Source organism: Gardnerella sp. DNF00257, from assembly GCF_049262745.1.
GTDB lineage: Bacteria > Actinomycetota > Actinomycetes > Actinomycetales > Bifidobacteriaceae > Bifidobacterium > Bifidobacterium piotii.
In genome coordinates, this window is the sequence record NZ_CP058403.1 from 274,839 (window position 1) to 301,020 (window position 26,182).

Below are 26,182 nucleotides of genomic sequence, written 5' to 3' on the forward strand. Positions count from 1 at the left end.
CATTTCAACATTGACGTTGAGTATTACGATACCTTTGAGCATGCCAAAGCTGGCGGAACCGAAGGCATAGATCCTCTTGGTAAATTTGTTCGCGTTCATTATCTTTCTAATTGCAACAACAATGCTACAGCAGATGACTGGCGATTCCGCCCAATGTGGTGGTTTGGCGTTCCTGCTGGATTAAAAGATCCTCAAGATATACAATTTAAGCGTATTGAAAAGTTAACAAACGGCGGAAAGCAATCTGTTAAACCTGCCGGTTCTTCGCAATATGTTCAAACCGACGCAAATGGTTATGGTGCTGTTTCTGACAAACATTTTAACAGTCCTAAGGAATGGAATAATATTTCAAACTTCTACTTTAGTGGGGAAAATATTGCAAGCAAAGGTTGGAAGCGGCTTGTTGGACTTTCTGATAAAGCTGGTAGCAAGACTTACGACAATGCTGGTGATACAGAGAAGCAGTGGAATATTTATAAGCAAGATACTCAAGGTCTTAAGGGTATTTTCGTAGACTGGGAATCTGCTGGTCGGCGTTGGTATGACATGACTTACGTTTCCGAGATGGAAGATACTGCATGGAAGAATCGTGATAAGAATCCTTTGCGTTTTGCTGCTGGTGTGTATCGCTTTGCAGGTAATTGGCACTATGCGGTTGGTCAAAAGCACAATACTCCAAAGATTGCGGACCATTTTAATCTTACTTATCCAGCTGTAACTAAGGTGAAGGATACCAAAAAGCTTACTGGTGACGAACAGGAAGCTGTTAAGAATGCCATAGTAGACGCTAATAAAAATGCAAAGTATTACTCGGATTTGGTAGATAAAGTAGAAGTATCCGAAAAGGGTGATGCAACTATCACCTTTAAAGACAACACTACTCGCACTATGCCAGCTAGCTTGCTTGTAACAAAAGATGAGACTGATAAAGATAAGTACAAGCCAACTTTGACAACTCGCACGCCTGTAGTGAATTTGAAGAACCTTACTTCTGATGAAAAAACTAAAATTCGTCAAGCAATTATTAATGACAATGGAGGCTCATCTCCAAACGAGTTCTTGAAGCATGTGAAGAAGAATGCTGATAGTAAGCAGTACGAGTTCAATGTTAAAGAAGATGGTTCCGTAGAAGTTACGTACGAGGATGATTCAAAACTTACGATTCCTGCTGAAGATTTGGTGTTCCAGGGACCAAAAATCGCCGATTGGGCGCCTTACGTTGTGCCAGATGTGATTGAGGTTGATGACATTACAAAGCTTACTAGTGAAGATATAACCAAGATTGTCAATGCCTTTGATGAAGCCAACAAAGGCATTACGCCATATGACGAGGCAAAGGAAAATAATACAGGTAAGAAAGTTCCTGTTACAGTTGACCAAACAACGGGTGATGCAACAATCAAGTGGAAAGATGGCTCAACAACCACTATTGCAGCGTGGCAATTCCTAAAGCAGAAACCAAAGGCTCCATCTCCAGATCCTCAGCCGCCTGCTCCAACTCCTGCTGCCGAAAAAGAGTTCATTGTTGAAGCGCCTAAGACGCAGTTAAATGTTAATTTTGATCCGTTTAATGCATCACAAAAAGACATAACTGATAATCAGACGCAGCTTAATGCACTTAAAGATGCGATTAAAAAGTGCGCGGCAAAAGATGCAAAGGACAACAATACCTCTGTCACAATCAAAGATGTTGAATTTAAGATAGTAGATGGTAAGGGCGTAGTAGTATTCCACGCCGAAGGCTACAAAGATGCTACCTATCCAATGAGCGTATTCCTTAAGCAAAAAGCTAATACGCAAACGCCTCAGACACCTTCTACGGAAACTAAGACAGAAACTGGTCAAGGTGAGCACGATACCTTTAAGTATAAGGTTACAAAGACTCAGATTGATGGCGATAACCCAACTGCTCAAGACGCTGTGAAAGCATTAAAGCAGTTTGTAAGAGACAATTACGATAATGTATCTGAGTCTGATTTAGCTTCTGTTGGTGACAGCGTTGCTGTTAGTACAAATTGGACTCCAAAAACCGGTACTAAGAATATGGGCGCATATGGTGCTCAAGCCCCTAATGATGGCCCAATGATGTCGTTTAGTATAGCAGGCAATGACTTTGGCATTAAGGTGCATGGTCGCCCTTGGGATCCTGATGCTGAAAATGGTCCCGATTGGAATTCTTCTATGGACATGGATCTGTTTACCATCAAGCCAGATGAATTATATGTCAAAAAAGCTGGCGCACAGCATCAAGACAACACGCTTGCAGACCTCAAAAAGCAAGCAAAAGATTTGCTTAAACAAAGACGTGATACCGACCATTTGACCAACAACGACCTCGCGCGCGCAGGTGTCAAGGACGCTGAGAACCTGAATGATGGTACGATAGACAACATGGATGAAAAGGCTCTTCGCGACCTTATCCGCAAACTTACCGATGCCAAGAAGGCGGAGCGCAAGTACAATCCAATTCCTGAGATTGAAGTTACCGACCCAGAAAATCTGTCTGAAGATGATTTCAAGAAAGCTGCGGAAGCATTCTTGAAAGCCAATTATGATGGCACGGATTCACTAGCAGTAGATAAGGTGCCGTATACCGTTCCTACGAGTCTCAAGCCAAAAACAGATACCGTCTTAATGGAACCTGCATCCGATACTAACGCAACAGGTATTTCATCGATTAAATACACAAACAGTGATTTTAAGAAGCTTATTTTCAGTGACAAAAATAATCAACAGCTGTTTACCGTTTCTGTAACATACAAGAAGAAGGCTGAGACGCCTGCGCCAACGCCTGATGCACTTGCGCAGATGAAGGATGATGCGAAGAAGATTATTGATAAGAATCCGTATTTAACTCCTGATCAAAAGAAGGAATTTAAGAATAAGATTGATAATGCTCCTGATGAGAAAACTATCAAACAGATTCTTAAAGACGCTAATGATAAGGGTAAAGAGAATAAAAACAACACAACTGATCCTAACGTTCAGCAAATCATCAACAACAACAAGGGCGGCGGCGACGAAAAGAAGCAGCACGAGCTTGATGCTGCTAAAGAAGCTGCTAAGAAAGCAATCGATGCTCTTAAGAATTTGTCTGAACAAGAAAAGAAGGATCTTAAAGGTAAGGTTGATAAAGCAAATGACATTAATGGCGTAAATAGCGTTGTTGATGAATCCAAGAAGCAAAACGAACTTAATGGCGTTAAGAAGGAAGCTAAAGAAGCAACGTTTGTGTTCCTTGACCATGGTAAGGGTGGAAAAGATGATTCGTCTGATCCAAATCACACTGAGGACGCTGCTCTTAACAGCGTGCTTGACTCTACGCCAGAAGAAGATTCTACGCTTAAGACTTTGGCTGAGAAGCTGAAGGAAGGCTCTAAGGCTACTGCAGAAGATATTAAGAATGCTCTTGCCGCAGCCAAGCGCCAGAATGCGATTAACGAAGAAAATGCCAAGAACGCTGGTATTGCGAAGCTTGATGCTAAGAAAGCAGATCTTGTTGCAGCATATAATGCTTTGACTGAGGATCAAAAGAAGTCAGCTAAAGATAAGTATGAAGCTGCAACTAAAGCAATCGATGATGCTAAGGATACTGTGAACAACGCAACAAAGCCTTCTGACATCATGACAGCTGTTAATGGTGTAGATACTTCGATTAATGATGCTAAGGAAGATATCAAGAAGAATACGCCTAAGCGTGATACTTCCCAGAACACATACGATGATCAGAACGCTCTCAAGCAAGAAAAAGAAAAGCAGATTGAACGCATCAAAAATAGTGATCTTCCAGATGCTGACAAGCAGAAGGCTATTGATGACATCAATAATGCAAAGAAGCTTGGCGACCCAACGGGTATTGCTGATCGCGCGCTGAAGGCCAAGAAGATTGCGGATGCTCTTGACAAGCTGGATAAAGACTTCAATCATCTTAACAAAGCGCAGAAGGAAGCTTTCAAGAAGATTATTGAAGATACTGATGCTGGTGATCACACCAATGCTGATGGCACAACGTCTGACGACATTGACGATGCGCTTGCTAACGCTGCAAACACCGATAATGCTATGGCTCGTCTTGAAGACTTGAAGGTTATTGCGGATGAGTTTGCTACGGGCGATAAGTACAAGGCCTTGCAAGACGGAAATAAGCAAAAGAAAGCATTTGATGATGCCTCTACTGCAGCTGGTGCCGTGCTAGACAGAGATAAGGGCGATGCTAAGGGCGCTGCCGAAGTAAACGATATCTACGCGGATCTTCTTAAAGCAATGCAAGCGCTTGACAACACTGTTAAGGGTGCAGGCGTTAAGACAGATGCTCTTGCTGCGGAGATTGGCTCTGATAAGGGCTTGAAGCCAAGTGAAACTGATCCTAAGACTCCAGGCGATTCTGTTTATACCACTGCTTCTGCAGATAAGAAAAAAGCATTTGATGACGCTTTGACTGCCGCTGAGCAGGCTTTGAAGACTGCAAACGACGATAATGCAAATTATAAGAAGGAAGGTGCCACGCCGCGAACTCCTGAACAGGAAGCAAAAGCTCAGAAGGCTGTTGACGAAGCTCTTGACAAGCTTATTAAGGCTCGCCTTGCTTTGGATGGCGTTAACACCAAGCCGTTGCAAGATGAGATTGATAAGGATGGCAAAGTTACGTCGTCTGTAGAGTACACCAATGCTGATAAAGATAAGAAAAAGGCGTACGACGAGGCTCTTCAAAAGGCTAAGGATCTTATCGATAAGCTAACTGGTAAGAAGGATGCTAGCGCAGACGATCATCTTGACACCAAGGAGAATAAGCAGAAGGCTTTGGATGCAGCGCTTAAGGTGTTGAGCGATGCAGCTGCTGCTCTTGATGGCAAGGATACAACTCCAGTTCCTCCAAGCGATGATGACAATACTGGCTCTGGTTCGGAATCGGATTCTGGCTCTGGCACTTCCACAAGCACGAGCGGTGGCGTTAATAAGCAGAATTTGATTAATCAGATTAACACAACCGAAAATCCAGGTGGCGCTAATCCAGGCTCTGGTGCTGCTGGCACAAATCCAAGCGCACCAGGTGCAGGTGCGCAAGGCGCTGGTATGGGTGCTGTAGCTCCAGGCTCAGGCGCTGGTGCTGCTGGCGCTGGCACTGCGGGCGCAGCCAGTGCAGGTGTTGACAACAAGGCTGTAAATAACGCTGTAGAAAACGCTCCAGAAGTTAAGCAAGCGGATGCTGCTGTTAAGCAAGCTGCTGCTACGCTAGACGAAGCTTTGGCACAAGCTAAGCGTGTTGCTGCAGATCCGCACGCAACGCAAGCGCAAGTCGACGCTGCGGCAGCTAAGCTTGCGGATGCGCGCAAGGCACTTGCGGATGCTCAAGCCAATGCAGCAAAAGTGCGTGCAGCTGTTCGCAGCCGCGTTATAAAGGGCATGCGCTCTCGCGGAAATGCAGGCATTGCGACTGGTGCAAACGTTGCAACTACTGGATTGATGGCAACTATGATTGCAGCAATCGGCGGAGCATTTGCAACTCGTCGCATGCGCACAAAGCACGCTAATCGCGACTAGCGTTTAGTTGTAAGCTATTTAGCTTGACTGATGTTTTACTGATAGCTGATTAGCTTTACTAGTGCTTACGGCATATATACTCATAAGCCTCGTTTGGTCTTTGGCCGAGCGAGGCTTTTTGTTTTCCCGAAAATGTTGCTCAGAATGCCGATTAGAGCTACAAACTCGGGAAAATCGCGCGCTGCGCAACAGTTTTGTGTGGGGCGTGTGCTAATCTCGGTTAGTTCATGACTTTTTATCGATTCGTCAATCGAATTGTTCAATCATAAAATACGAAAGACTATTGTGCCACATACTCATTATGATGCGTTTGCTAAAACGCAAGGCTCTAAGAAAACTGCTGCTAGAAAATCGAATAGTAAAAAATCCGCTGTAAGTCAAAAAGATAATAAGAATTTTTCTAAAAAAGGTTATAAGTCCAAAGAAAATCCATTTGAATATAGAAGAAATCGCAAGAATAACGAATTTAACGCTCGTAAGAACCGCAATCGTAAGGCAGATAAAGCTAGAAGTCGTGCCAGAGAAAAAGCTTTGCAATACGAAGAGATGGCAATTCAAGAAGCTGAGAAGGACTTTGGAGAGAAGGGCTTTACTTCGCAGGACTTTAGCAAGCGCGATTTTGATAAGCGCGACTTTAAGAATCGCGACTTTAAGAATCGTCGTATAAATAATCGTAATCAAAATAAGCAAAATTCATATAAGCAAAATCAAGAAGTCGAAAAAAACTCCGTAATGATCCCAGATACAGCTGTGGAATCGCGCGAAAACTATAGCGATGACGTGACTTTTGCGCAGCTAGGCGTTCCGCAGCCTTTGGTGGAAGTTTTGCGCGCAGACGGCAAAACCACGGCTTTTCCAATACAGCAGGCGACTTTGCCAGACTCTTTGCAAGGCGCGAACATTCTTGGGCGCGGCCGAACTGGAAGTGGCAAGACGCTAGCGTTTTCTATTCCGCTTGTTGCGCGATTGGCTGAGAACTTTGTTGATTTAATCAACTCGGGGCGCGCTTCTAGAAAAAACAAGAATCGCAAAGAAGACGATGTTCCAGCGCCTCACGCAATGATTTTGGCGCCGACTCGCGAGCTGGTGCATCAAATAGACGACGTAATCGCGCCTCTAGCGGCTGCTTACGGCATGAAAACTGTAACGGTTTATGGCGGCGTGCGCTACAAGCAGCAAATGGCGCTTCTTAAGCAGGGAGCGCAAATCGTAGTGGCTTGCCCAGGGCGATTAGAGGATTTGCTGCGTCAAGGCGCGTTAACGCTCGAAAAAGTGATGGTAAGCGTTTTAGATGAGGCGGACGAAATGGCAGATATGGGATTTTTGCCAGCCGTTACGCGCTTGCTTGAGCAGACTGATCCAAACGGCCAGCGCATGCTGTTTTCTGCTACTTTAGATAAGCAAGTTGCGACTATAGTAAATCGCTTCTTGCCGAATGCGCTTGTTCACGCTGTAGATGACGCGGATTCGCAAGTAGACACAATGACACATTACGTTTTTGGCGTCTCTGCGGCAGATAAGTACGAAGTTTTGCGAAAGCTGGCTTCGGGCAAAAAGCGCTCAATATTCTTTACTCGCACAAAGTATCAAGCCAAAAATATGGCAAAGAAGTTTGTGCAACAGGGGATTCCTGCAGTTGATTTGCAAGGAAACTTGTCGCAAAATCAACGCGATAGGCATATGAGCGTTTTTGCTAATGGAGACGTGCGCGTGCTAGTGGCTACGGATGTTGCTGCGCGAGGCATTGATATTAGCGATGTTGCGCTTGTTGTGCAAACGGAGCCGCCAGAGGACCCAAAGTCGTTCTTGCATAGGTCGGGGCGTACTGCGCGCGCAGGCGAGTCGGGCAATGTTGTGACTCTTGTGTTACCTAATCAAAAGCGCATGGCTCACACTATGTTGAGGCGTGCTGGCATTAATGCTAAAGCGCAAGACGTTAAGCCAGAGTCGCCGATTTTGCAAGAGATTGTTGGCGATTTGGCAGATTTGCAAGAGGGCTGGAGTATGCCAGAGCCAGAGCAGCCGAAGCGTAAAGGTGGGCGCTCCGACCTGCCTTTGCGCTTAAAGCGTAGCGCGAAAAGGCAATTCGGAGCGCTGAGCCGCTCAAACGTAAAGTCCAGTGGACTTTACGTGCGGCGAAGACGCGAGCGCGCTTAGACCGCGCGAGCGATACAGCGCGCTTAGACCGCGCTAACGATATTTCCGCTTTTTGTACGTGATTTAGGTCGAATTTGGTACAAAGTGCGTCAGTTTTCCGCTTTTTGTTGTTCAATACGCCGTGATATGTACCCCTTTCACTAACTGTCCAGAAAAAAGGTGTATATATCATTGGGTGTCTCGGTCCGGATACTACAAATGGGCTGTCAGTCAGCAACTATTACACGGAAGAACAACGGTTGATTTTGCGTATTCTCCGAGCTATGCGAGCGGTTCGGTGTCTGAGAAAGGGATGCAATCCGCGGCGGCGCAACGCTACATTGCTTTTCACGAGGCTGGCAAGGCTCAATGGCAGGGAATTCTTGATGAGGCTAAGCAGCCTTCGAGTGGTGTGTCTGGGATTCCTGGGGCTGTGGGTGGTGTGTCGAAGGTGTCGAGTGATCCGAAGGATGTTTTTGCAAAGTATGCGGATCGTCTGGAGAGCCTGGCGGGTGCTTTGAATGATTCCCAGAAAGCGACTTTGGGCATGATGTATAAGCTCGCTTCGTAGAAGGGAGGCGAGGGCTCTATGAAGAAGGTTGATGCGTTGGCGAAGACGTTTACGACGGCGAACTTTATGGAGGTGATGTTGCTTCCGGGTAAGGATAAGGACGGTAAGTCGACGACGAACCTGCTGGATATGCTGGTGTGGATGAAAGATGTTCCGAACCAGGCGGATTTCTTGCAGTCTGTGTTGAATAAGAAGAACGAGGCGGCAATTGCGAAGGTTGAAGAGAAACTCGGTATTGACCTCGGTTCGAAAGCGGGTCTGAACAAACCAACCACTGCAACGTCGGCGCATATTGACACCGAGGCATAGCGCTTTGAGAGTATTTACGAAACACCCTCGTGATTTCAACTAAAACCTGGCGACCGGTTTTTAACAGGGCCGCTCGCGCCCGCCGCTACTTTCGCGCATTTGTATCATCTTCGGCAACTATGAAACCAATTAGGAAAATTTGGGTCGCCCGGCAAGAAAGCTGGGCGACCCAATATCTATCTAGAAACTTCTAGGCTTCGATGTTTTTTAACGCAGTGCACGCGGTAGGCGAGTACCGTCGTCATCAAAAGCAGATAGCCGGTAGAAAGTTGCTTGTAGATTTTCTGATAGCTGTAACTGGAGCGAGCCTTGCGGATAGATACGCTGCGTAAAAGAGGGAGTATCGTCTTGGAATAGCTCCACTAATGATCCATCTACCCAGAGCGTAGCCGGATTGCTAATCTCTGCGGAGAAGAGGATTTCATTAGTGCTCGAATCAAGCAAAGCAATAGTCCCGATGCCAGCTATATCTAGAGAGAATTGCAAAGTATCGGGGAGCTCAGTAATCACTTCCACTTTCCCTTCTCGCAAAGCGAAGAGTTCTTGGGCAGGTGCAGCCCACACTCTTCCTTCCGAAATATGCAAACGGCGCGGATGGGTGAGTGCTCCGTTATATCCAGATGCGTCAATATCTGCATCGCTGCGATCGGAGCCTTCCCACGTCCAACCCCACATGAGAATGCGATCTTTATCTACTACGCATTGGGGAGCATAAAAATCGGGGCCGGCGTCTAATTTGCCGCCGGTGCGCGGAATGAATCGGGGATATCCGGCACTCATATCTAAATCACCTACCAGGTAGGCAACTCCGGTTAAGTGATCCATAAGCATTTCGGCTTCTACCCATTGCGAAGCAATAAGTACCCAAGAATTTCCGATTTTTACCAGTTGCGGGCATTCCCAAATTGAAGCGGGGGCGTAAATAGAAGCAATAGGATCATCTCCTACGAGCAGTGTATTTAGATACTTCCAGTTGTACCAATCAGTGCAGTCATAAAGGAATATAGCGGGCGTGCCGTCTTCAAAACCGCCGCCGTGAATAGCGTAAGTAGTGCCATCTACTTCAAAAACGAAAGGATCGCGCATAGCGCGGATATTTTTAATAGGAGGCATGGTGGCCACTACCTTCGTAGGCTCCCAGCCGGTGCGGTCAGCTGTTTCCTCTGCTAGTACCGTGAGAGAGGGGCCATCGAGCTGCGTGACGGCGGTGTAGAGCAAAGAAGAAATTCCTTCATGCACCAGCCCTACCCCAGACCAGCAGCCACTTGCATCCGGTTTACCAGAGCGCGGTTTTAGCGCAATTTCTTGCGATTTCCAATTTACTAGATCTTTGGAAGTGGCGTGCCCCCAATGAATGTGATCATGCCAAGGAGCTTTCGGGTTGAACTGGTAGAACATATGCCAAGTATCTCCGACCTTGTGAATTCCATTCGGATCATTCACCCAACCGAAATCAGGGCGCATATGCAGGCCAGGGAAGAATTTATCGGGGAAATTATTAGATTTAGTCATAGTATTTTCTTTCGTACTAGATAAGATATTTTTTCGATTTTTCGTAATTTGTGGTTTATCGGAAATCCATCCGGCATGCCGCCGCCCATGTGCAGAGGCATAAAGAGGATGTGATTCCGTTTCTGAAGGCGGTATTTCCTGCTCAACAGCTGGGCAACCGCAACTTGGGCCACTAACTAGCGGGCAAGGTACTAAGTCGATATAGGATTCAGTATTGGCTCCACTTTGGGTGCGCAGAAAATAAATAATTTTCTCAATTACTTTCTCTGCCACTTCTTCTAACGGGTCGATTGCGCGCAAGAAGAAGTGATCATTGAAGATTTCCGAATCTTCAAATACTCCCACTCGGATGTCTTTTCCGATAGTGAGCCCGCGGCGGCGAATTTCTGCTAAAGCGGGTGCGCACATAGCAGAACTGCCCAATACAAGTGCATCGATATGCGGGAAATTATCCAAAGTCCAAGATATGTGCCGCTGGATTCCCCTCGGAGAGGATGGAGTATTTACCAGTTGCCGGCGCGTTACCCGGTATCCTTTTTCAATCAAGGCTTCTTCGAATCCCCGCAAATGCTGCGATCCGTTATTAATGCGTCTATCTGGATAAAAAAGTACGGGATACCGTGCTCCATGCTCCAGCAGATGCATAGTAATATCTCTAATAGCTTGCTGATGATCGGTGCATATCTGCGGCGCAATCACAGCTAAATCGTTGCTATTGACTACCACAAATGGAACTTTGTGTTGGCGTAAACGGGGCAGAGAATGCCGCCGCCATCCTGGTATAGGACTAATGACTACCGCATCGATTTGATGGGCAATCAAAGCATTCAGAGCGGCTTCTTCTGTAAGCACATTTGCGCCAATATCAGATAAGAACGGTGTTAATCCACTATCGGTGGCTTGCCTTGCTAGCTCTAGATTTAATGCAGTTCCACTCGGATTTCCAAGCAAGGTGCCGACGATTCCTATCCTCGGCAGTGCTCCTGCTTGTAAAGAGCGCACAGTGTGCGGACTGCTGTAATTTAGTGCCCTGCTAGCTGCTAGAACTTGCATCTTCGTAGATTCAGCGACGCGGCGAGTACCATTGAGGACATGAGATACGGTAGTGATGGATACGCCAGCGCATTGCGCTACGTCTTTCATACTTACTTTTTGCATCTTTTCATCCTCTGCAAGTACGGATTTAATTTTGGCCTCGCTGCTGAGCTATATTGCTCTCTTTATACTTCTTCGAGGATAGATCCCTTTGTTTCCGGCATCATAGTGCATGACCAAATCACTGCACCCAGCATACAAGCTGCATAGAACAGGAATGTGAAAGTCATAGAGGCTTTAAACATTACGGGGAAAGTGCTGGAAATAATCGCTGCCGCTACCCAATGTGCAGCCGAACCAGTGGCTTGCCCATTGGCGCGGTGTTCGGGTGGGAAGATTTCCGAGATGAATACCCATAGTACTGAGCCGATTCCCACCGCCAACGCGGCAATGAATACGATAATCAAAAGCAAAACGATAATGCCCGTCGTGGTAGATAGATTATTGCCGGAGAAGTAGAAAATACCTGCAATTGCTACCAAAGCTAACAAATCTATTCCAGCTCCCAAAGTTACTAACGGCCGCCGCCCCACTTTATCTACTAGTAAACGTCCCAGCAGTGTGAACACTAAATTCGTCAACCCTACTAATATGGAGGATGCGAAAGCGGCATCGCCCGCAATACCTGCTGATTGTAGGAGAGAAGGTGCGTAGTAAAGTACCGCATTAGTGCCAGCGAACTGGGAGAAGAAGGCGATAAGAATAGCCATCGCAATTGGGCGGGCAGTACGGCTGGAGAAGAAAGGTTCTTTTGTCTTTACTTGTGGAACGGCCTGTTGCATGTTGGCCAATACTTCTGCGGCTTCTTCGTTTCCCCATAGATCTTTCATGACTGTTAAAGATTCTTTTTCTTTACCGCGTTGATGTAGCCACCGCGGGCTCTCGGGAATGAAATAGCAAACTGCGAGGAAAATTAATGATGGAATTGCTTGAATTCCGAGCATCCAACGCCAGCCTACTTCGATAGGCATCATCTTAACTATAACGTAGTTAGATAGATACGAAACTACTATTCCGATAACTATGTTGAGTTGCACGGTAGCTACTAGTTTTCCGCGGCGGGCAGCTGGAGATATTTCTGCAGTATATAGTGGCGCTATTACGGAAGATGCACCTACTGCTATGCCGCCTAGCATACGAAATACTAAGAAAAATGCCCAACTGTTGGCGATAGCTACGCATATGGAGGTCAATAGGTAGAGGGAGGCCACTCCTTTGAGAACTGGCCGGCGTCCCCACCGATCCGCGGGGATACCGCCGAATAAAGCGCCAATAATAGTGCCGATCAGCGCGCAAGATACGGTAAAACCGAGTTGCCCAGCGCTGAGATCCCATTTATCTTGCAGGGTGGCTGTGGTTCCCGAAATTACTGCCGTATCGAAACCAAAAAGGAAGCCACCCAGTGATGCAGCAGTGGCGGAAAATGGTACTAGATGTTTTTTCATAATTTCCTACTCGTCTTTGAAAACAATTATCTGGCAGCCGTATTGATAGAGATGCTAGGAGATGCGATCTTTGCATCCAGAGCAACTCTACTATTTGGGCTGGTATCTAAATGTTAAGAAACATATCGCGCACAAGATAGAGGCTGGAGAAAAGTTTTGCGCAAATTTCTCAAGGAGATTTTCTCCGCGCTCTGCCGGCTAATAAATGATATTTAAAGAGCATGAAAGCCATTAGGGGGTGCGGACGGATTGTTGGAGAGTATTTTATGAATGTTTCGTATTCTTTGGAGCAGCGACGTGAGGCGTTGAGGGTGTATAGGCGTACGGGGTCGGTAACTAAAACGATTTTGTTGCTGGGTTATCCTGGGCGTTGGACGTTGCATAAGTGGATTCGGGAGGCGGGAAAGCCGGTATTGAAGCCTAGGCGGGCTGAAAGACCTACTCATTATCCTTTTAAGACAAAGCTTAGCGCGGTTAAGATGTTCAACAAGGGTGCGCGTCCTAGGCAAATCGCTTCGCGCCTGGGTTTGTGTAGCCCGATGAGTGTATACAGTTGGGTGGGGCGCTACCGGCAGGAAGGAGAGTGGGTATTAATGAGTAGAAAGGAACGAGGGCAAGCGGCTAAGTTACCTACCGTTAAGTCGCTGGAGGCGTCCTTGCCTGATGATCCGCAAGAGTTGAAACGCTTAGCAGCCAAGCTAATCGTGGAAAAGGCGGTGATGGATCAGGAACTGGAGTTAATAAAAAAGACGTCAGCGTCCTACCCGGAGCTTTGACGAATCGTCACAAAGCGTAGGTAGTGGACGCTCTTAGAGATACATATCCGTTGGGAATGCTCCTTGATGTTGTGGGGTTGTCTTCCTCAAGTTTTTACTACCAGCTTCACGCAATGGCTCGCAGGGATAAATATTGCCAGTTACGTAAAGATATTGCCGCTATTGCTGGTGAGTCTTTCCATACTTATGGTTATTGTCGTATCTGGCATGTATTGCGTGTTCGTGGAATACGAGTCAGCGAAAAAGTAGTGCGTAAGATTATTAGCGAAGATAAAATCCTTGTGCGTTATCCGCGTCGGAAACGGCGCTATTCGAGCTATAACGGTGAGATAGCGCCTGCTCCTGAAAATCTTGTAAAGCGTAACTTTCACACCAATGCCCCTGGCAAGCTATGGCTTACAGATATAACCGAGTTCATCACGACGGAATCGAAACTGTATATTTCAGCTGTTATCGACTGTTTTGACGGAAAGATAGTCGGGTGGGCTAGCGGGCGCCATCCCAGTAATGAAATAGTAATGGCTTCAATGAATATGGCTCTTGAAGAACCCATTAGCGATAATTCGTTGATAATTCATTCTGATAGAGGATCCCACTATCGTGGCGGAGATTTTGCAGCGTTTTTACGATGTCACCACATCATACAATCAATGTCTAAAAAAGGGGTACATATCAGTGTTGAGCTACAAAAGCGTCAACTATTTACTATTTACTACTTGCTTTGGCCTTTGCCGAATGCGCGCAAGCGAATACCATTCCAATCTTCGCTAACTGTTAAAGGCGTTGCGGCGTTCATTCCAGCAGTCATTGCTGCTGCTTGAACAGTGCTCGAGCTTGGAGAACCAGCACGCCCTGGCTTAGGTGTTAAAACCCACATAGGTGCGTTGCTGTTCAACATGTTTGTTGCGTCCATAATGGTGTCTGCTAGCTCGTCTTCGTCGTCGCCGTCTCGCCACCAAATAATCACTCCGTCAACAGTGGAGCTGTAATCTTCGTCAACAAGTTCTTCGCCAGTCAATTCTTCGATATTGCTGCAAATCGCATCGTCAACGTCATCGTCCCACAGCCACTGCTGTACGATGTCTCCAGGTTGGAATCCAAATTCTTCTGCATGTTGAAAAGCTGTCTGTTCCACGTGACTCAATATATCAAAGCGTCAAGAATTTGTGCGACTCGCCCTAGCTGCGCACACGGCACGCTGAGACACGCCTGGAAAATCGCCAGAAACCACAAAATCACTATATATAGTTTGTTATTTATGTAAGTTGCCCTAGATATTGTGCATGCAATGGGTTATAGTAGAGCAAGTTGTTGCGAATCATAAGTCGATTTGCGATGCAAAATACACGGTAGATTGAGAAAGGTCTGTAGAATGCAGGTCTCTGATATGACTTTAGAAGATGCCACTTTGCAAGATGAACAAGCAGCCGCTTTAGGCGATTTTAATGGCGTCTTCAACGACTCTTCTAAGAAGTCTCGCGTGCAAGTCGAAAAGCGCGATGGCCGCGTTGTTGACTTTGATCAGATGAACATAATAATGGCCATTAAAGCTGCGTTTAAGGATTTGCGCAAAGAAGTTGGTCCGCAAGAAGAGCAAATGATTCGCGATATTACGGATCATATTGAGGCCGAGATTCAAGACCGTTACAATGGCCCTGCAAAAATCGAAGATATTCAGACTCTTGTTGAGCATGGTCTTATTGAAAATCACCTTTACGAAGTTGCGCGTTGCTACACAAGCTACCGCCTAAACCGAGATATTGACCGCGCTAAGGCAACCGATATTAACGAAGCTGTGAATCGCCTTGTAAACCGAGATGAGTCGCTTGTGCGCGAAAATGCTAACAAGGATTCCAACGTTTACGCTACTCAGCGCGATCTTCTTGCAGGCGCTGTTTCTAAGGCTTCCGCGTTTTCTATGCTTCCACACGCGGTTTCTAACGCGCACATGAAGGGCGATATTCACTTCCACGATGCCGATTATTCGCCATTTACTTGCATGAGCAATTGTTCGCTTCCAGATTTTGGCAACATGCTTGCTAGGGGATTTGCGCTTGGAAATGCAATGATGGATAGCCCAAAGTCGATTGGCACGGCGGCTACTCAAGTTACGCAGATTATTAAGGATATTGCAGGCGCGCAGTACGGCGGCCAAACTGTAAACCGCGCAGACGAGATGCTGGAGCCTTACGCTAAGTGCGATTACGACAAGAATCTTGCTATGGCTCAGGCCATGATTCCAGATTCCACGCCAATCGAAGTTGCTAAGGCTATGATTGACGGCTTAAAGGCTCAGGAGCCTAAGAATCTTCATTGTTCAGATAGGGATCCTCTTCCAGAAGACACTCCTTTTGACGAGAATTTGAGTGAGTTGGATCAGCTTCGCGAAGTTTACGCAAAGATTATGACGCGCAAGGCGATTTACGACGCTATGCAAACAATGGAATATCAAATCAATTCCAACCGCGTTTCTAACGGCCAGACTCCGTTTGTAACTGTTGGTTTTGGTCTTGGTACGTCCTGGTTTGCTCGCGAAATTCAGCGTGCTATTTTGCTTAATCGCATTCGCGGACTCGGCAAGGACCGTCATACTGCTATCTTCCCTAAACTTGTGTTTACTATTAAGCACGGCGTTAACGCAGATGCTGGCGACCCTAACTACGATTTGAAGCAGCTTGCGCTTGAGTGCTCTACAAAGCGCATGTACCCAGACGTTGTGTTCTACGAGAATATTGTTAAGATTACAGGCTCCTTTAAGGCGCCTATGGGCTGCCGATCCTTCCTTCAGGGCTGGATTGATCCAAAGACTGGCAAAGACGTGGAAGACGGCCGCATGAATCTTGGCGTTGTAACAGTTAATGTGCCTCGCATTGCGCTGGAGTCTCACGGAGACGTAAACCGCTTCTGGAAGCTTTTTAACGAGCGCATGGAAGTGGCACATCAAGCTTTGCGATTCCGCATTATGCGTTGCAAGCAGGCAACTCCTGTAAACGCTCCAACGCTGTTCCGCTACGGCGCGTTTGGGCGTTTGGGCGCTAACGAGAGCGTGGATCAGCTGTTCCGCAACGAGCGTGCAACCGTGTCTCTTGGCTACATTGGTTTGTATGAAGCTACATCCGTGTTCTTTGGCAAGGATTGGATGCAAGATCACAGCTGGAACGAAGATGGCAAGCAATTTGCGCTTTCTATGGTTCGCCGCATGAATCAGCTTTGCCAGCAGTGGTCGAAGGCAGAGGGATACCACTACTCGGTATATTCCACTCCTGCTGAGTCTTTGACGGATCGCTTTAACCGCATGGATCGCCAGAAGTTTGGCAGCATTGAAGGCGTTACAGATCACGACTTCTACACTAATTCCTTCCATTACCCAGTGTGGTTGCAGCCAACTCCTATGGAGAAGCTCCGCTACGAGGTTGACTTCCCGTACTTTGCTTCCGGCGGATTTATTAACTACTGCGAGTTCCCATGCTTGCAAGCGAATCCTAAGGCTTTGGAGGCTGTTTGGGATTATGCTTATAAGATTGGCATTGGCTACTTGGGTACGAACACTCCGATTGACCATTGCTTTGTTTGCGGATTCCAGGGCGATTTTGAGCCGACTAAGGAAGGCTTCCGCTGCCCAGAGTGCGGCAACAGTGACCCAGATAAGTGCAATGTGACTAAGCGCACTTGCGGCTACTTGGGTAATCCTGTTCAGCGCCCAATGGTTCACGGCCGCCACGAGGAAATCGCTCATCGCGTAAAGCACATGTCTGGAGAAACTGGCCATGTTGTTCTTAACAATGGCGAGTCTCGCGAGTGGTACGAGGAAACTAAGTAGTGCGTAGGATTGCGGCGTAAAATCGCGGAGCGTGTAATTGCGTAAAGTCGCAGCTTAAAGTCGCATAAAGTCGCATAAAATAAGGTAAAAGCTAGGCTAAATTACTAAAAAGGTCGGAACCATGGCTCGTATAAGTTTGCACGATTTTGCACCTGCAGACGTTAACCGCGGGCCTTGGATTCCAACCTCTCTTTCTAATAATCCGCGCGCAGGGCAGTGGTCCAGTGAGCGCATGAGCAAGGGCATGATTGCGGATTATAAGCGTTTTTTGATGACGGATGGCGAAGGAATCCGTTGCTCGCTGTACGTTTCTGGCTGCCCGTTCCATTGCGTTGAATGCTATAACGAGTCGATTTGGGATTTTCGCGCAGGATACCCATACACGCAAAAGCTTGAAGACCAAATTATGGAAGATTTGGCGCTTCCGTACGTGCAAGGATTGACGCTTCTTGGCGGAGAGCCGCTTCTTAACACTGGTATTTTGCTGCCACTTTGCAAGCGTATTCGAAGCGAGTTTGGAAATACAAAAGACATTTGGAGCTGGACTGGTTACACTTGGGAAGAGCTTATGCGCAAAGGCGAGACGCCAGATAAGCTTGAGCTTTTGCAATACATTGACATTCTTGTTGACGGGCGATATATGAAGGATCTTCACGATTCGCTGTTGCAATTCCGCGGATCTAGTAATCAGCGGATTATTGACGTGCCAAAGTCGCTGAAAAATCCGAGTGATCCGCCTGTAATCTGGGAAAAGCTTCACGATCAAGAGCGTTTTATTCCATCAATCTATGGCAAGGATCGAGCGAAAGGCGAAGCTGACGCGAGTTAGCTAATGGTTGTTAGAAATAGCGCGCTTAGACCGCGCAAGTGATTTTCCTATTTAGCGTTGCGCGTACCTTCCTATTTGGTGTGTAGGAGGGCTGGGTGTTTACGCTCGCGCGTTACATCGCGCTATTCCTCGCGGCTATTAGCAGCCGCTCGGCTGATTTGGCATGTAAAGTCCACTGGACTTTACGTTTGAGCCAAATCACGCTTTGAAGGAGCTTGAAATACGTTATGCAATTTCAAGCTCAGTCAAAGCGCTTTGCCGCACAGAAGCAGTGCTTCTGCTCTAAGCGGCTCAGCGAATCGAGGTGACTTCTCGCGCATTATGCAGCTCGAAGTCGTTGATTCGCAATCGCACTACAAGCCAAAATAGTCAGAAGTGATATGATTAAGCGTATAAATTCTTTTAATAGAGAGGTCGCATGAAAGCAAAATCGCATAAAAAACACAAGGATTACGCGCCTAATGCGTTTCGCACAATAATGCCGCTGTTAAAGCGCTATCGTATGCTTGGTGTAATCACGTCTGCTGCGATTTTTGTAGAAGCATCTATGCAAATTGCGATTCCAACAGTAATGTCTAGTCTTATTGACTTTGGAATTGCCGCAAAATCCCAAAATGCTGTTAAATACTACGGCTTGCAATTACTCGCTTTTGCCGCAATATCAATGATTTTTGGCGTTATTTCTGGCGTTTGTTGCGCGCATTCTAGCGCGGGCTTTGGCAAAAATTTGCGATGCAAGATGTTTAGTCGCTTGCAATCGTTGAGTTTTTGCGATCTTGACCGTTTTTCTACTGGAACGGTTGTTACGCGCCTAACTAGCGACGTTTCTAATATTCAATTTGCGTATCAAATGGTTATTCGCGCAGGCGTTCGCAGCCTTGTGATTATTGTTGCAGCATGGTGGTTTACTTTTTGCATAAGCCCTTCGATTTCTTGGGTTTTTCTTAGTCTTATTCCAATTGTTGGCGTTATTTGTGGTATTGGTGCCAAGATTGTTGCACCCACTTTTGCGCAAATTTACGGCACGATTGACAGCATGAACGGCATGGTTAGCGAAAATTTGCGCAATATTCGCATTGTTAAGTCGTATGTTAGAGAAGACTACGAAAACCGCCGTTTTAGGCGCATATCGCATAAAATTTACAGCTATTTTTTAAAAGCGGAGTATATTCTAAATTGTAGTATTCCTCTTTTTAACTTGTGTTTTTATGCGTGTTTGCTTCTTGTTGCGTGGATGGCTTCTAAGCAAATCGTTGCTTCGGGAAATAATCCTGCATTTGGCTTGACTACGGGAAATCTTGCTGCGCTGGTTGTATATGCGTTGCAAATTTTGTTTGCGCTTGCTAATTTGGTTGTAATTTTTGTTATGACGGTTACTGCGCGCACGTCAATGCATCGTGTTGCAAATGTTTTACAATCGCATAACAGTGAGTATGTTCATAAAAACGCGATTACAGAGCTTGCAGATGCTTCGATTCGTTTTAATAATGTTGATTTTGCATATGATTCTGCGCGCGTAAATGGCGATTTGTCTTCGGCTGCTTGCGACTTATCTAAAGGTAGTCAGGAAATTTTACACAACATAAATCTAAATATTCCTTCTGGCTCTACTGTTGGGATTGTGGGCGCAACGGGTAGTGGAAAGTCAAGTATTATAAATTTGATTGCGCGCATTTACGATGTAACAAAAGGCACTGTTTTTGTAGGCGGATCAGACGTTCGTTTTTATGATTCCAAAAGTTTGCGCAACCAGATAGGAATTGTGTTACAAAAAAATATTCTGTTTAGCGGCACTATTGCGCAAAATCTTCGATGGGGCAATGAGAATGCGACTGACTCCGACTTGCGCGAGGCGTGTAAAATCGCTTGCGCTCAAGAGTTTATAGACGATTTGCCGCATGCATATAACACGAATCTTGAGCAAGGCGGCAAGAATCTTTCGGGCGGTCAAAAACAGCGACTTTGCATTGCGCGCGCGTTGCTAAAGCGGCCAAAAATCTTGATCTTAGACGATTCAATGAGTGCAGTAGATGTTAAGACAGACGCCAAGATTCGCGAGAATTTAAGGCATTTTATGCCCGATTCCACGCAAATCATTGTTGCGCAACGCGTGTCTTCTTGCATGCACGCGGATTTGATTGTTGTTCTTAAAGATGGGCGTGTTGTTGCTAAAGGAAAGCATAGCGAGTTGATGGAATCGTGTGAAACGTATAGAAAAATGGCGATTTCTCAAGGTATAAAAATGATTGAATCTAAAAACAGCGAAGGCAGTAAAGACACCGAAGGCAGTGAGGGTGGCAGGATTAACAATGGAAAATAAGGAAAAGTCGCAAGAAAAATCTGCGTTAAAGTCTGCACAAGAATCTTCGCAAAAGTCGCAAGAAAACTTAGATCAAAAGTCGCAAGAAAAATTCGCTATAAATTGGCGCGTTCTAAAGCGCTTATCGTCTTATATTATGGCTTACAAGATGCAAGTTTTTGTTGTTATTGCGTCAATTATTATAAGCTCCATTGTTCAAGCTGTAAGCGCAATGTTTTTGCAATCGCTTGTAGACGCGTACATTTTGCCTCTAATTGGCAAGCGTAATCCCGATTTTGCGCCACTTTTGCGAATGATTGCAATTATGGCATGCGTGTGCGCTATTGGTGTGTTCTTTAGCTGGCTTTGGAGCAGGCTGGTTGTAAAAATCGCGCAAAGTGTAATGCGAAACCTTAGAAATCAAATGTTTAAGCATCATCAAGATCTTCCGCTTGGGTACTTAGACGCTCACGGATATGGCGATGTTATGAGCCGATACACAAACGACACGGAAGCGCTCCATGAAGCGATTTCTTGGTCTTTTCCCGATTCGTTTGGCGCGCTAATGTCTATTGCGGCGGCGTTTTGCGCGATTATTTGGCTTTCGATTCCTGTTGCGATTTTTATTGTGATTTTTACTGCAATTCTCTTGCTTCTAGTGCGTTTTATGCTTAAGCGTTCTGGCAAGCTTTTTGTGCAATTCCAGGCAGCTTTGGGTGATTTGAACGAGTTTGTAGAAGAGGCGGATTCTGGTAGAAAAGTTATTAAGATTTTTAATCACGAGCGTGCGGCGGTGGAAAAATTAAGTGATTTGGCGATTCACGTGCAAAAAATTTCTGCTAGCGCCAATTCTTACGCAAATAATGTTATGCCTGTGATTAGTAACGCGAGCTACCTGTTTTACGTTTTGCTTGCGATTTTTGGAGCGTGGGCGGTAAATGCTGGCGTGTATTCTGCTGGATTGAGCGGCGTTTTTGGTGTGAATTCAAGCACGCTTACAATCGGCACGCTTATATCTCTTCTTACGCTTTCTCGCGCGTTTATAAACCCGATTGGTGAGATAACAATGCAACTAAATTCGCTTATGATGGCGACTGCAGGAGCGAATCGCATCTTTGCGCTTTTAGATGAGCCTGTTGAAAAAGATGATGGAACAGTTAAGCTCGTTAAAATTCGCGCAAAAATCGTTGAGTGCTGTAGTGGAGATGGCGATGATAGTGGCGATAAATCGCAAGTAAATCAAGTAGATTCTACAGACGCTAAACAGTCTTATTTGCAAGTTTTTAACGAAGTAAGCGAAGATTCTTGCGGAAGTAATGTGTATTGGGCGTGGAAAAATTGCTCTAAAAATTTAAGTGGCGGTTCTTCAAATTGCGGTTCTTTAAGCTCCGATTCTTGCGCAGATGCCCAAAAACACGCGATTCGCTCTAAAGATGGCGTGTACACGCTTGTTAGGGGAGATGTTCGCTTTGAAAACGTTACGTTTGGTTACGAGCCTTCTAAAACTGTTTTGCACAATATATCTTGGTATGCTCACGCGGGTCAAAAAGTTGCGCTTGTAGGTGCAACTGGAGCTGGCAAAACCACTATCGCCAATCTTCTTACGCGTTTTTATAACATTGCTGATGGTCAAATCTTGTATGACGGAATCGATGTTCGTAATATTTGCAAAAGTGACTTGCGCCATGCTGTTGCAACCGTTTTGCAAGATGTTGGATTGTTTAGTGCAAGCATAATAGACAATATTCGCTACGGACGCCTTAATGCTAGCGATTCCGATTGCATTGCTGCAGCCACTCTTGCTCATGCGGATTCCTTTATTTCCAAGCTGCCAGACGGATACAACACGCATATTAAAAACGGCGGAGCAGACCTTTCTCAAGGCCAAAAGCAGTTGATTGCGATTGCGCGCGCTGCTGTTGCGAATCCGCCTGTTTTGATTTTAGACGAAGCAACTTCTTCGATCGACACGCATACGGAAGCGCTTGTGCAAAGCGCGATGGACGCTTTGATGCAAGATAGAACCGTGTTTGTTATTGCGCACAGGCTTTCTACAGTGCGAAACGCGGATGTGATTATGGTTTTGGACCATGGTCGCATTGTTGAGCGTGGGTCTCATGAAGACTTGATGAAAAAGCGTGGTGAATATTATCAACTTTGCACGGGTGCAATGGAGCTGGAGTAGCCAGCGTCGTGTTTGCTTGATATTCTGCGGCAACACGCCGAATATGCTTTTGAACTTGCATTTTGGCGTGGATTCTGTAAGATAGTAACTCGGCTGTTCAATGGAACAAAGCCACGGCCCCGTAGCTCAGTTGGTTAGAGCGCCGCCCTGTCACGGCGGAGGTCACCGGTTCAAGTCCGGCCGGGGTCGCGATTAGTAAAGGCCCGGTTCGCCGGGTTTTTTATTCATCATGGCTCTGTAGCTCAGTTGGTAGAGCGAGCGACTGAAAATCGCTAGGTCAGCGGATCGATCCCGCTCGGAGCCACAAGTAAATAAATAAAAACTAAATAACAAAACGCGCAGCATTTTTGCCGCGCGTTTTTGTTTATAAGCTAGTCAATTTGCTTAGTCAACTTGCTTCCACGATTCAACATCAATATGATGGTTTGGATTTGCTTGCCAAGCTTCCCATGCGGATTCCACAATATCCTTAACGTTGTAGCGCGCATGCCACCCCATCTCTTCGTTAATGCGCTTAGTGCTTCCAATCAATTGTGGCGGATCGCCAGCTCTACGCCCTAAAATCGCCTCTCTAAATGGCAATCCAGTAACGCGCCTAACTTCGTCTACAATTTGACGAACAGAAGTGCCTTTGCCTGTTCCAACGTTAAAAGCGTCGTACTTGCGCTCATCGCGATCTAAATAAGTAAGCGCTGCAATGTGCGCGTCTGCAAGATCTGAAACGTGAATGTAGTCGCGAATGCAAGTGCCGTCGGCAGTAGGGTAGTCGTTGCCAAAAATCGCAGGAGCTTTGCCTTGCTGCAACCTATCTAAAAGCATAGGAATCAGGTTCAAAATCGCAGGATCTTCTAGCTCCACAGGCCCGCATCCCGCAACGTTAAAGTAGCGAAGTGCGCAAAAACGAATTCCATAAGTGTGTTCGCAAGCGCGTGCCATCCACTCGCCAAAAAGTTTAGTTTGGCCGTAAGGATTAATCGGAAGCATTGGAACAACGTCTTCTGGCACAACTTCTACAGGCGGCTCGCCATACGTGGCTGCGCTAGACGAAAAAACAAGCTTTTTAGCACCGCTTTGGCGCATTCCTTCTAAAACGTTAAGCATGCCATTAATGTTCTGCTGGTAGTACCAAAGTGGCTTTTCTACTGACTCTCCAACTTGCTTTCGCGCAGCAAAGTGAATCACAGAGTCAACGTTATTTTCCTTCATTATTTGCGCAAGTCGCGCTCCAGCGTCTGGGGAAGCAATGTCCATTCCGTAAAGTCGCGCGCCTTCAATTCTTGTAGGTTTTCCGTAGCTCAAATCGTCTACAACTACAACGTTTTGCTTTGCTTGGTGAAGAGCGTGTACAACGTGTGCGCCAATGTAGCCGCATCCGCCTGTAACTAGAATAGTCATTGTTTACCGTTTACCTTTCTTACTTATGCTGTTTTTGCATAATGTTATAGGGAAATTATAGCGCTTGAATCATATTGTGTTTTTGACATTGTTTGTGTTTGTGATTGTTTGTGTTTGTTGCAGTGTTTTGCGCGTTTGATATTATGCGATGAGTTGTGATTCAATCGCGTATGCAAGAAAATAAGGAAGATTGGCTAAAAATGAACGATTTTAATGTAGATAGTGCAAGTGACGATTTGCATGGTGGCCACTCTTTTGGCGATTTGACTGGTGATTTGACTGGTGATTTGACTGCTGGTGCGTATGATTGCGCGGTTGCTGGCGACTCTTCCAAACCTCAACAGCCTCACGCATCCGCTAGGGCGATTCTTTCTTTTGTACGAAGGTCTGCTAGGCTTGACGCGCGCTTAGAGAAAGCCAAGCAGCGCTACTCAAGCGCTTATTTGCTATGCATTGCGGATGGCGATGGGTCTTTGCGCGTAAAAAGCGATTTGTGTGTGGATTCGCAGTGGATTGAAGCCAATTGGGGCAATGCTAATCCGCTTATAGTCGAAATCGGATCGGGTCAGGGAGAAAATATTGTGGCGGCTGCTGCAGCAAACCCGAATACGAATTTTCTTGCGCTAGAAGTTTATGACCCAGGCGTAGCGCACACTATGCTTTTGGCTGGTAAGCAGGATTTGCATAATTTGCGAATTGCGCAAGTTAACGCTCCTGATTTTCTTGCAGCGTGCAAAAGTGGTGTTTTGGCAGAAGTTTGGACATTTTTCCCAGATCCTTGGCCTAAAATGCGTCATCACAAGCGCCGAATTGTTCAGCCTTCTTTGGCTAAGTCTGTGCATAATGCGCTTGTTGCAGGTGGAGTTTGGCGAATTGCTACAGATATTGAGGATTACGCATTGCATGTTCACGAAGTTATGGATTCTTTTGAAGGCTTTGAAAACGATGGCGATTTGCGTGTGAGCTTGCCGATTGAGCATGTTGGAAAGGGTAATGCGCAAGATGCTGCGGATTTGCCTCATGCGGATTTTGTGGAGTCGCGTCGCTTTGATGGGCGTGTTTTGACGAATTTTGAGCGCAAGGGATTGGATGCTGGTCGCGTGATTCACGATTTTGCGTATGTTGTTAAAAAGTGAGTTGTGAATTTGATTGTTGAGCGTTGCGTGGCGTGTGGTGCGTTGCGTTAGAATCGCGTTGTCTTCCTTCAACACGCCGTAATTTGCAAGAACTGCGCATGAGTGTTAATATCATATGGTTTGGTTAAAGCCCCCTTCGTCTAACGGTTAGGACACCAGACTTTCAATCTGACAACAAGAGTTCGACTCTCTTAGGGGGTACAAATTTTGCGCCGCTAGTTTTAGCGGCGTTTTTTGTTATCTACGATGTTTACCTCTTGTGGGGTTATAGGCCAAAAAGTGGGGTTATAGGCCAGAGTTATTAAGTCTTACCCTGAACCTTGCGCTGTTCTTCGATACGCTTCGTGCGTGATTTGTGCTATAAAAGTCTTATGGTCTTTATGCGCAAAACAAAACACGTTCTTATGCGTGCGATTCGTGCTGTTTTGTGCAAACGTAATTATGTTGTTTCGGCTTTTGCGTCCGCATTGGTGATTTTCTTATTTGCGTCTCTAAGTGCTTGCACTCCTCAGGGCCATGCTGTTGGCAATAGCGGGCATTTGGACGACATTGTTCATGATGGCATTGATGTAGAAGACATAAAATTGTTTGTAGTTGGATCCAGGCAGGCGGCTCTTGATTCTAAGCTTTTGCATATGTGTGAGAAATCTGGTTTGCATGCATCATATACTTCGATTGCAGACGTCAAAAATGCTAATTTTGCTTCGCAAGAGGCAATTATGGACGCTTCAAATCAGCCTGTGTCTATTATTTTGATAAACAACATTAATGTTGATAGATTAGATCGCGTTGATTATAGCGTTAAAAGCAATGCTGGCGGTGCGCACGTTGATCTAAAAGCTCGCAAAGCTTGGACTAATGCGCTTGAATATGCGCGCTCTGCTGGGATTCCTGTTGTGCTTGTTAATCCGCAAAATCCACCTAAGGACCGCACTTTGTATGCAGCGAAGCTTTATATTCTTAAGGATTTAGATGGCGAGAATTTGTTTGACGCAAATCTAATTAAGGGTTTCGATAAAATCCAACATTCTAGTCTTCTAAAAATCGTTCAATCTGTGATTGACAATACACCTCACAGTAGGGATGTGGTTATAAATGACAAAGATTAGCTCTAACGTTACGAGTTTGCAAAA

Annotated in this window: 16 protein-coding genes, 3 tRNA genes and 1 pseudogene; 16 read left to right on the top strand and 4 right to left on the bottom strand. The window is 45.9% G+C overall.

Annotated elements, in window-relative coordinates:
- The first annotated feature begins 66 nt into the window (after positions 1 to 66).
- The 4 genes from HXT23_RS00940 to HXT23_RS00955 all read left to right on the top strand — a co-directional run bounded on the left by HXT23_RS00940 (position 67) and on the right by HXT23_RS00955 (position 8,557).
- Positions 67 to 5,541, top strand: coding sequence for a GA module (locus HXT23_RS00940; protein WP_422113065.1), 5,475 nt, complete (start codon positions 67 to 69; stop codon positions 5,539 to 5,541).
- A gap of 285 nt (positions 5,542 to 5,826) precedes the next feature.
- Positions 5,827 to 7,698 (top strand): DEAD/DEAH box helicase, encoded by a 1,872-nt coding sequence (locus HXT23_RS00945; protein ID WP_422112929.1) that lies wholly within the window; start codon positions 5,827 to 5,829, stop codon positions 7,696 to 7,698.
- A 277-nt stretch (positions 7,699 to 7,975) separates the two neighbouring features.
- Positions 7,976 to 8,248: a hypothetical protein gene (locus HXT23_RS00950; protein WP_115757313.1), complete on the top strand. Its 273-nt coding sequence runs from the start codon at positions 7,976 to 7,978 to the stop codon at positions 8,246 to 8,248.
- A gap of 18 nt (positions 8,249 to 8,266) precedes the next feature.
- The gene (locus tag HXT23_RS00955; RefSeq protein WP_050567573.1) at positions 8,267 to 8,557 is read left to right on the top strand and encodes a hypothetical protein; all 291 of its coding nucleotides are present in this window, start codon (positions 8,267 to 8,269) and stop codon (positions 8,555 to 8,557) included.
- A 207-nt stretch (positions 8,558 to 8,764) separates the two neighbouring features.
- Here HXT23_RS00955 and HXT23_RS00960 read toward each other — a convergent pair whose 3' ends face one another.
- Together HXT23_RS00960 and HXT23_RS00965 are read right to left on the bottom strand one after the other, a co-directional pair.
- On the bottom strand, positions 8,765 to 11,227 hold the full coding sequence (locus HXT23_RS00960) for a LacI family DNA-binding transcriptional regulator (RefSeq protein WP_422112930.1): 2,463 nt from the start codon (positions 11,225 to 11,227) through the stop codon (positions 8,765 to 8,767).
- Between the two features lie 62 nt (positions 11,228 to 11,289).
- A complete protein-coding gene (locus tag HXT23_RS00965; protein WP_020757185.1) occupies positions 11,290 to 12,609 on the bottom strand; it encodes a sugar porter family MFS transporter in 1,320 nt (439 codons plus the stop codon).
- A gap of 479 nt (positions 12,610 to 13,088) precedes the next feature.
- Between HXT23_RS00965 and HXT23_RS00970 the strand changes: the two are divergent.
- The 3 genes and pseudogenes from HXT23_RS00970 to HXT23_RS00980 form a co-directional block, all read left to right on the top strand.
- Positions 13,089 to 13,184, top strand: a pseudogene (locus HXT23_RS00970) (helix-turn-helix domain-containing protein); the annotation flags it as partial.
- A gap of 18 nt (positions 13,185 to 13,202) precedes the next feature.
- Positions 13,203 to 13,385, top strand: coding sequence for a hypothetical protein (locus HXT23_RS00975; RefSeq protein ID WP_230473116.1), 183 nt, complete (start codon positions 13,203 to 13,205; stop codon positions 13,383 to 13,385).
- 23 nt (positions 13,386 to 13,408) lie between these two features.
- Positions 13,409 to 14,206, top strand: a complete 798-nt coding sequence (locus HXT23_RS00980; RefSeq protein ID WP_148699028.1) for an IS3 family transposase — start codon at positions 13,409 to 13,411, stop codon at positions 14,204 to 14,206.
- On the opposite strand, the gene HXT23_RS00985 is transcribed toward HXT23_RS00980, so the two are convergent.
- The gene (locus HXT23_RS00985; protein WP_004130062.1) at positions 14,098 to 14,520 is read right to left on the bottom strand and encodes a DUF3052 domain-containing protein; all 423 of its coding nucleotides are present in this window, start codon (positions 14,518 to 14,520) and stop codon (positions 14,098 to 14,100) included. The genes HXT23_RS00980 and HXT23_RS00985 overlap by 109 nt on opposite strands.
- A gap of 237 nt (positions 14,521 to 14,757) precedes the next feature.
- On the opposite strand from HXT23_RS00985, the gene nrdD reads away from it, so the two are divergent.
- The 6 genes from nrdD (at position 14,758) to HXT23_RS01015 (ending at position 22,822) form a co-directional block, all read left to right on the top strand.
- Positions 14,758 to 17,205: an anaerobic ribonucleoside-triphosphate reductase gene (gene nrdD, locus HXT23_RS00990; protein WP_422112931.1), complete on the top strand. Its 2,448-nt coding sequence runs from the start codon at positions 14,758 to 14,760 to the stop codon at positions 17,203 to 17,205.
- Between the two features lie 121 nt (positions 17,206 to 17,326).
- Positions 17,327 to 18,034, top strand: coding sequence for an anaerobic ribonucleoside-triphosphate reductase activating protein (nrdG, locus tag HXT23_RS00995; protein WP_248899327.1), 708 nt, complete (start codon positions 17,327 to 17,329; stop codon positions 18,032 to 18,034).
- A 418-nt stretch (positions 18,035 to 18,452) separates the two neighbouring features.
- Positions 18,453 to 20,354, top strand: coding sequence for an ABC transporter ATP-binding protein (locus HXT23_RS01000; RefSeq protein ID WP_422112932.1), 1,902 nt, complete (start codon positions 18,453 to 18,455; stop codon positions 20,352 to 20,354).
- Positions 20,344 to 22,518, top strand: coding sequence for an ABC transporter ATP-binding protein (locus HXT23_RS01005; protein ID WP_422112933.1), 2,175 nt, complete (start codon positions 20,344 to 20,346; stop codon positions 22,516 to 22,518). Before HXT23_RS01000 ends, HXT23_RS01005 begins: the two co-directional genes overlap by 11 nt.
- A 115-nt stretch (positions 22,519 to 22,633) precedes the next feature.
- A tRNA-Asp gene (locus HXT23_RS01010) sits at positions 22,634 to 22,707 on the top strand.
- A gap of 42 nt (positions 22,708 to 22,749) precedes the next feature.
- A tRNA-Phe gene (locus tag HXT23_RS01015) sits at positions 22,750 to 22,822 on the top strand.
- Positions 22,823 to 22,902: 80 nt separating this feature from the next.
- On the opposite strand, the gene galE is transcribed toward HXT23_RS01015, so the two are convergent.
- Entirely contained in the window at positions 22,903 to 23,913 is a 1,011-nt protein-coding gene (galE, locus tag HXT23_RS01020; RefSeq protein WP_016635764.1) for a UDP-glucose 4-epimerase GalE, read from the bottom strand.
- A 170-nt stretch (positions 23,914 to 24,083) separates the two neighbouring features.
- On the opposite strand from galE, the gene trmB reads away from it, so the two are divergent.
- The 3 genes from trmB to HXT23_RS01035 all read left to right on the top strand — a co-directional run bounded on the left by trmB (position 24,084) and on the right by HXT23_RS01035 (position 26,158).
- Positions 24,084 to 25,049, top strand: a complete 966-nt coding sequence (gene trmB / locus HXT23_RS01025; RefSeq protein ID WP_422113066.1) for a tRNA (guanosine(46)-N7)-methyltransferase TrmB — start codon at positions 24,084 to 24,086, stop codon at positions 25,047 to 25,049.
- A 129-nt stretch (positions 25,050 to 25,178) separates the two neighbouring features.
- A tRNA-Glu gene (locus HXT23_RS01030) sits at positions 25,179 to 25,250 on the top strand.
- A gap of 170 nt (positions 25,251 to 25,420) precedes the next feature.
- A complete protein-coding gene (locus tag HXT23_RS01035) occupies positions 25,421 to 26,158 on the top strand; it encodes a hypothetical protein (protein ID WP_422112934.1) in 738 nt (245 codons plus the stop codon).
- The last annotated feature ends 24 nt before the right edge of the window (positions 26,159 to 26,182 follow it).

Bases quoted from the DNA above. Each gene is read 5' to 3' on its own strand.
- HXT23_RS00955 (WP_050567573.1), top strand. From the start codon at position 8,267: ATGAAGAAGGTTGATGCGTTGGCGAAGACGTTTACGACGGCGAACTTT.
- HXT23_RS00960 (WP_422112930.1), bottom strand. From the start codon at position 11,227: ATGCAAAAAGTAAGTATGAAAGACGTAGCGCAATGCGCTGGCGTATCC.
- HXT23_RS00965 (WP_020757185.1), bottom strand. From the start codon at position 12,609: ATGAAAAAACATCTAGTACCATTTTCCGCCACTGCTGCATCACTGGGT.
- HXT23_RS00975 (WP_230473116.1), top strand. From the start codon at position 13,203: ATGAGTAGAAAGGAACGAGGGCAAGCGGCTAAGTTACCTACCGTTAAG.
- nrdD (WP_422112931.1), top strand. From the start codon at position 14,758: ATGCAGGTCTCTGATATGACTTTAGAAGATGCCACTTTGCAAGATGAA.
- nrdG (WP_248899327.1), top strand. From the start codon at position 17,327: ATGGCTCGTATAAGTTTGCACGATTTTGCACCTGCAGACGTTAACCGC.
- HXT23_RS01000 (WP_422112932.1), top strand. From the start codon at position 18,453: ATGAAAGCAAAATCGCATAAAAAACACAAGGATTACGCGCCTAATGCG.
- HXT23_RS01005 (WP_422112933.1), top strand. From the start codon at position 20,344: ATGGAAAATAAGGAAAAGTCGCAAGAAAAATCTGCGTTAAAGTCTGCA.
- galE (WP_016635764.1), bottom strand. From the start codon at position 23,913: ATGACTATTCTAGTTACAGGCGGATGCGGCTACATTGGCGCACACGTT.
- trmB (WP_422113066.1), top strand. From the start codon at position 24,084: ATGCAAGAAAATAAGGAAGATTGGCTAAAAATGAACGATTTTAATGTA.
- HXT23_RS01035 (WP_422112934.1), top strand. From the start codon at position 25,421: ATGGTCTTTATGCGCAAAACAAAACACGTTCTTATGCGTGCGATTCGT.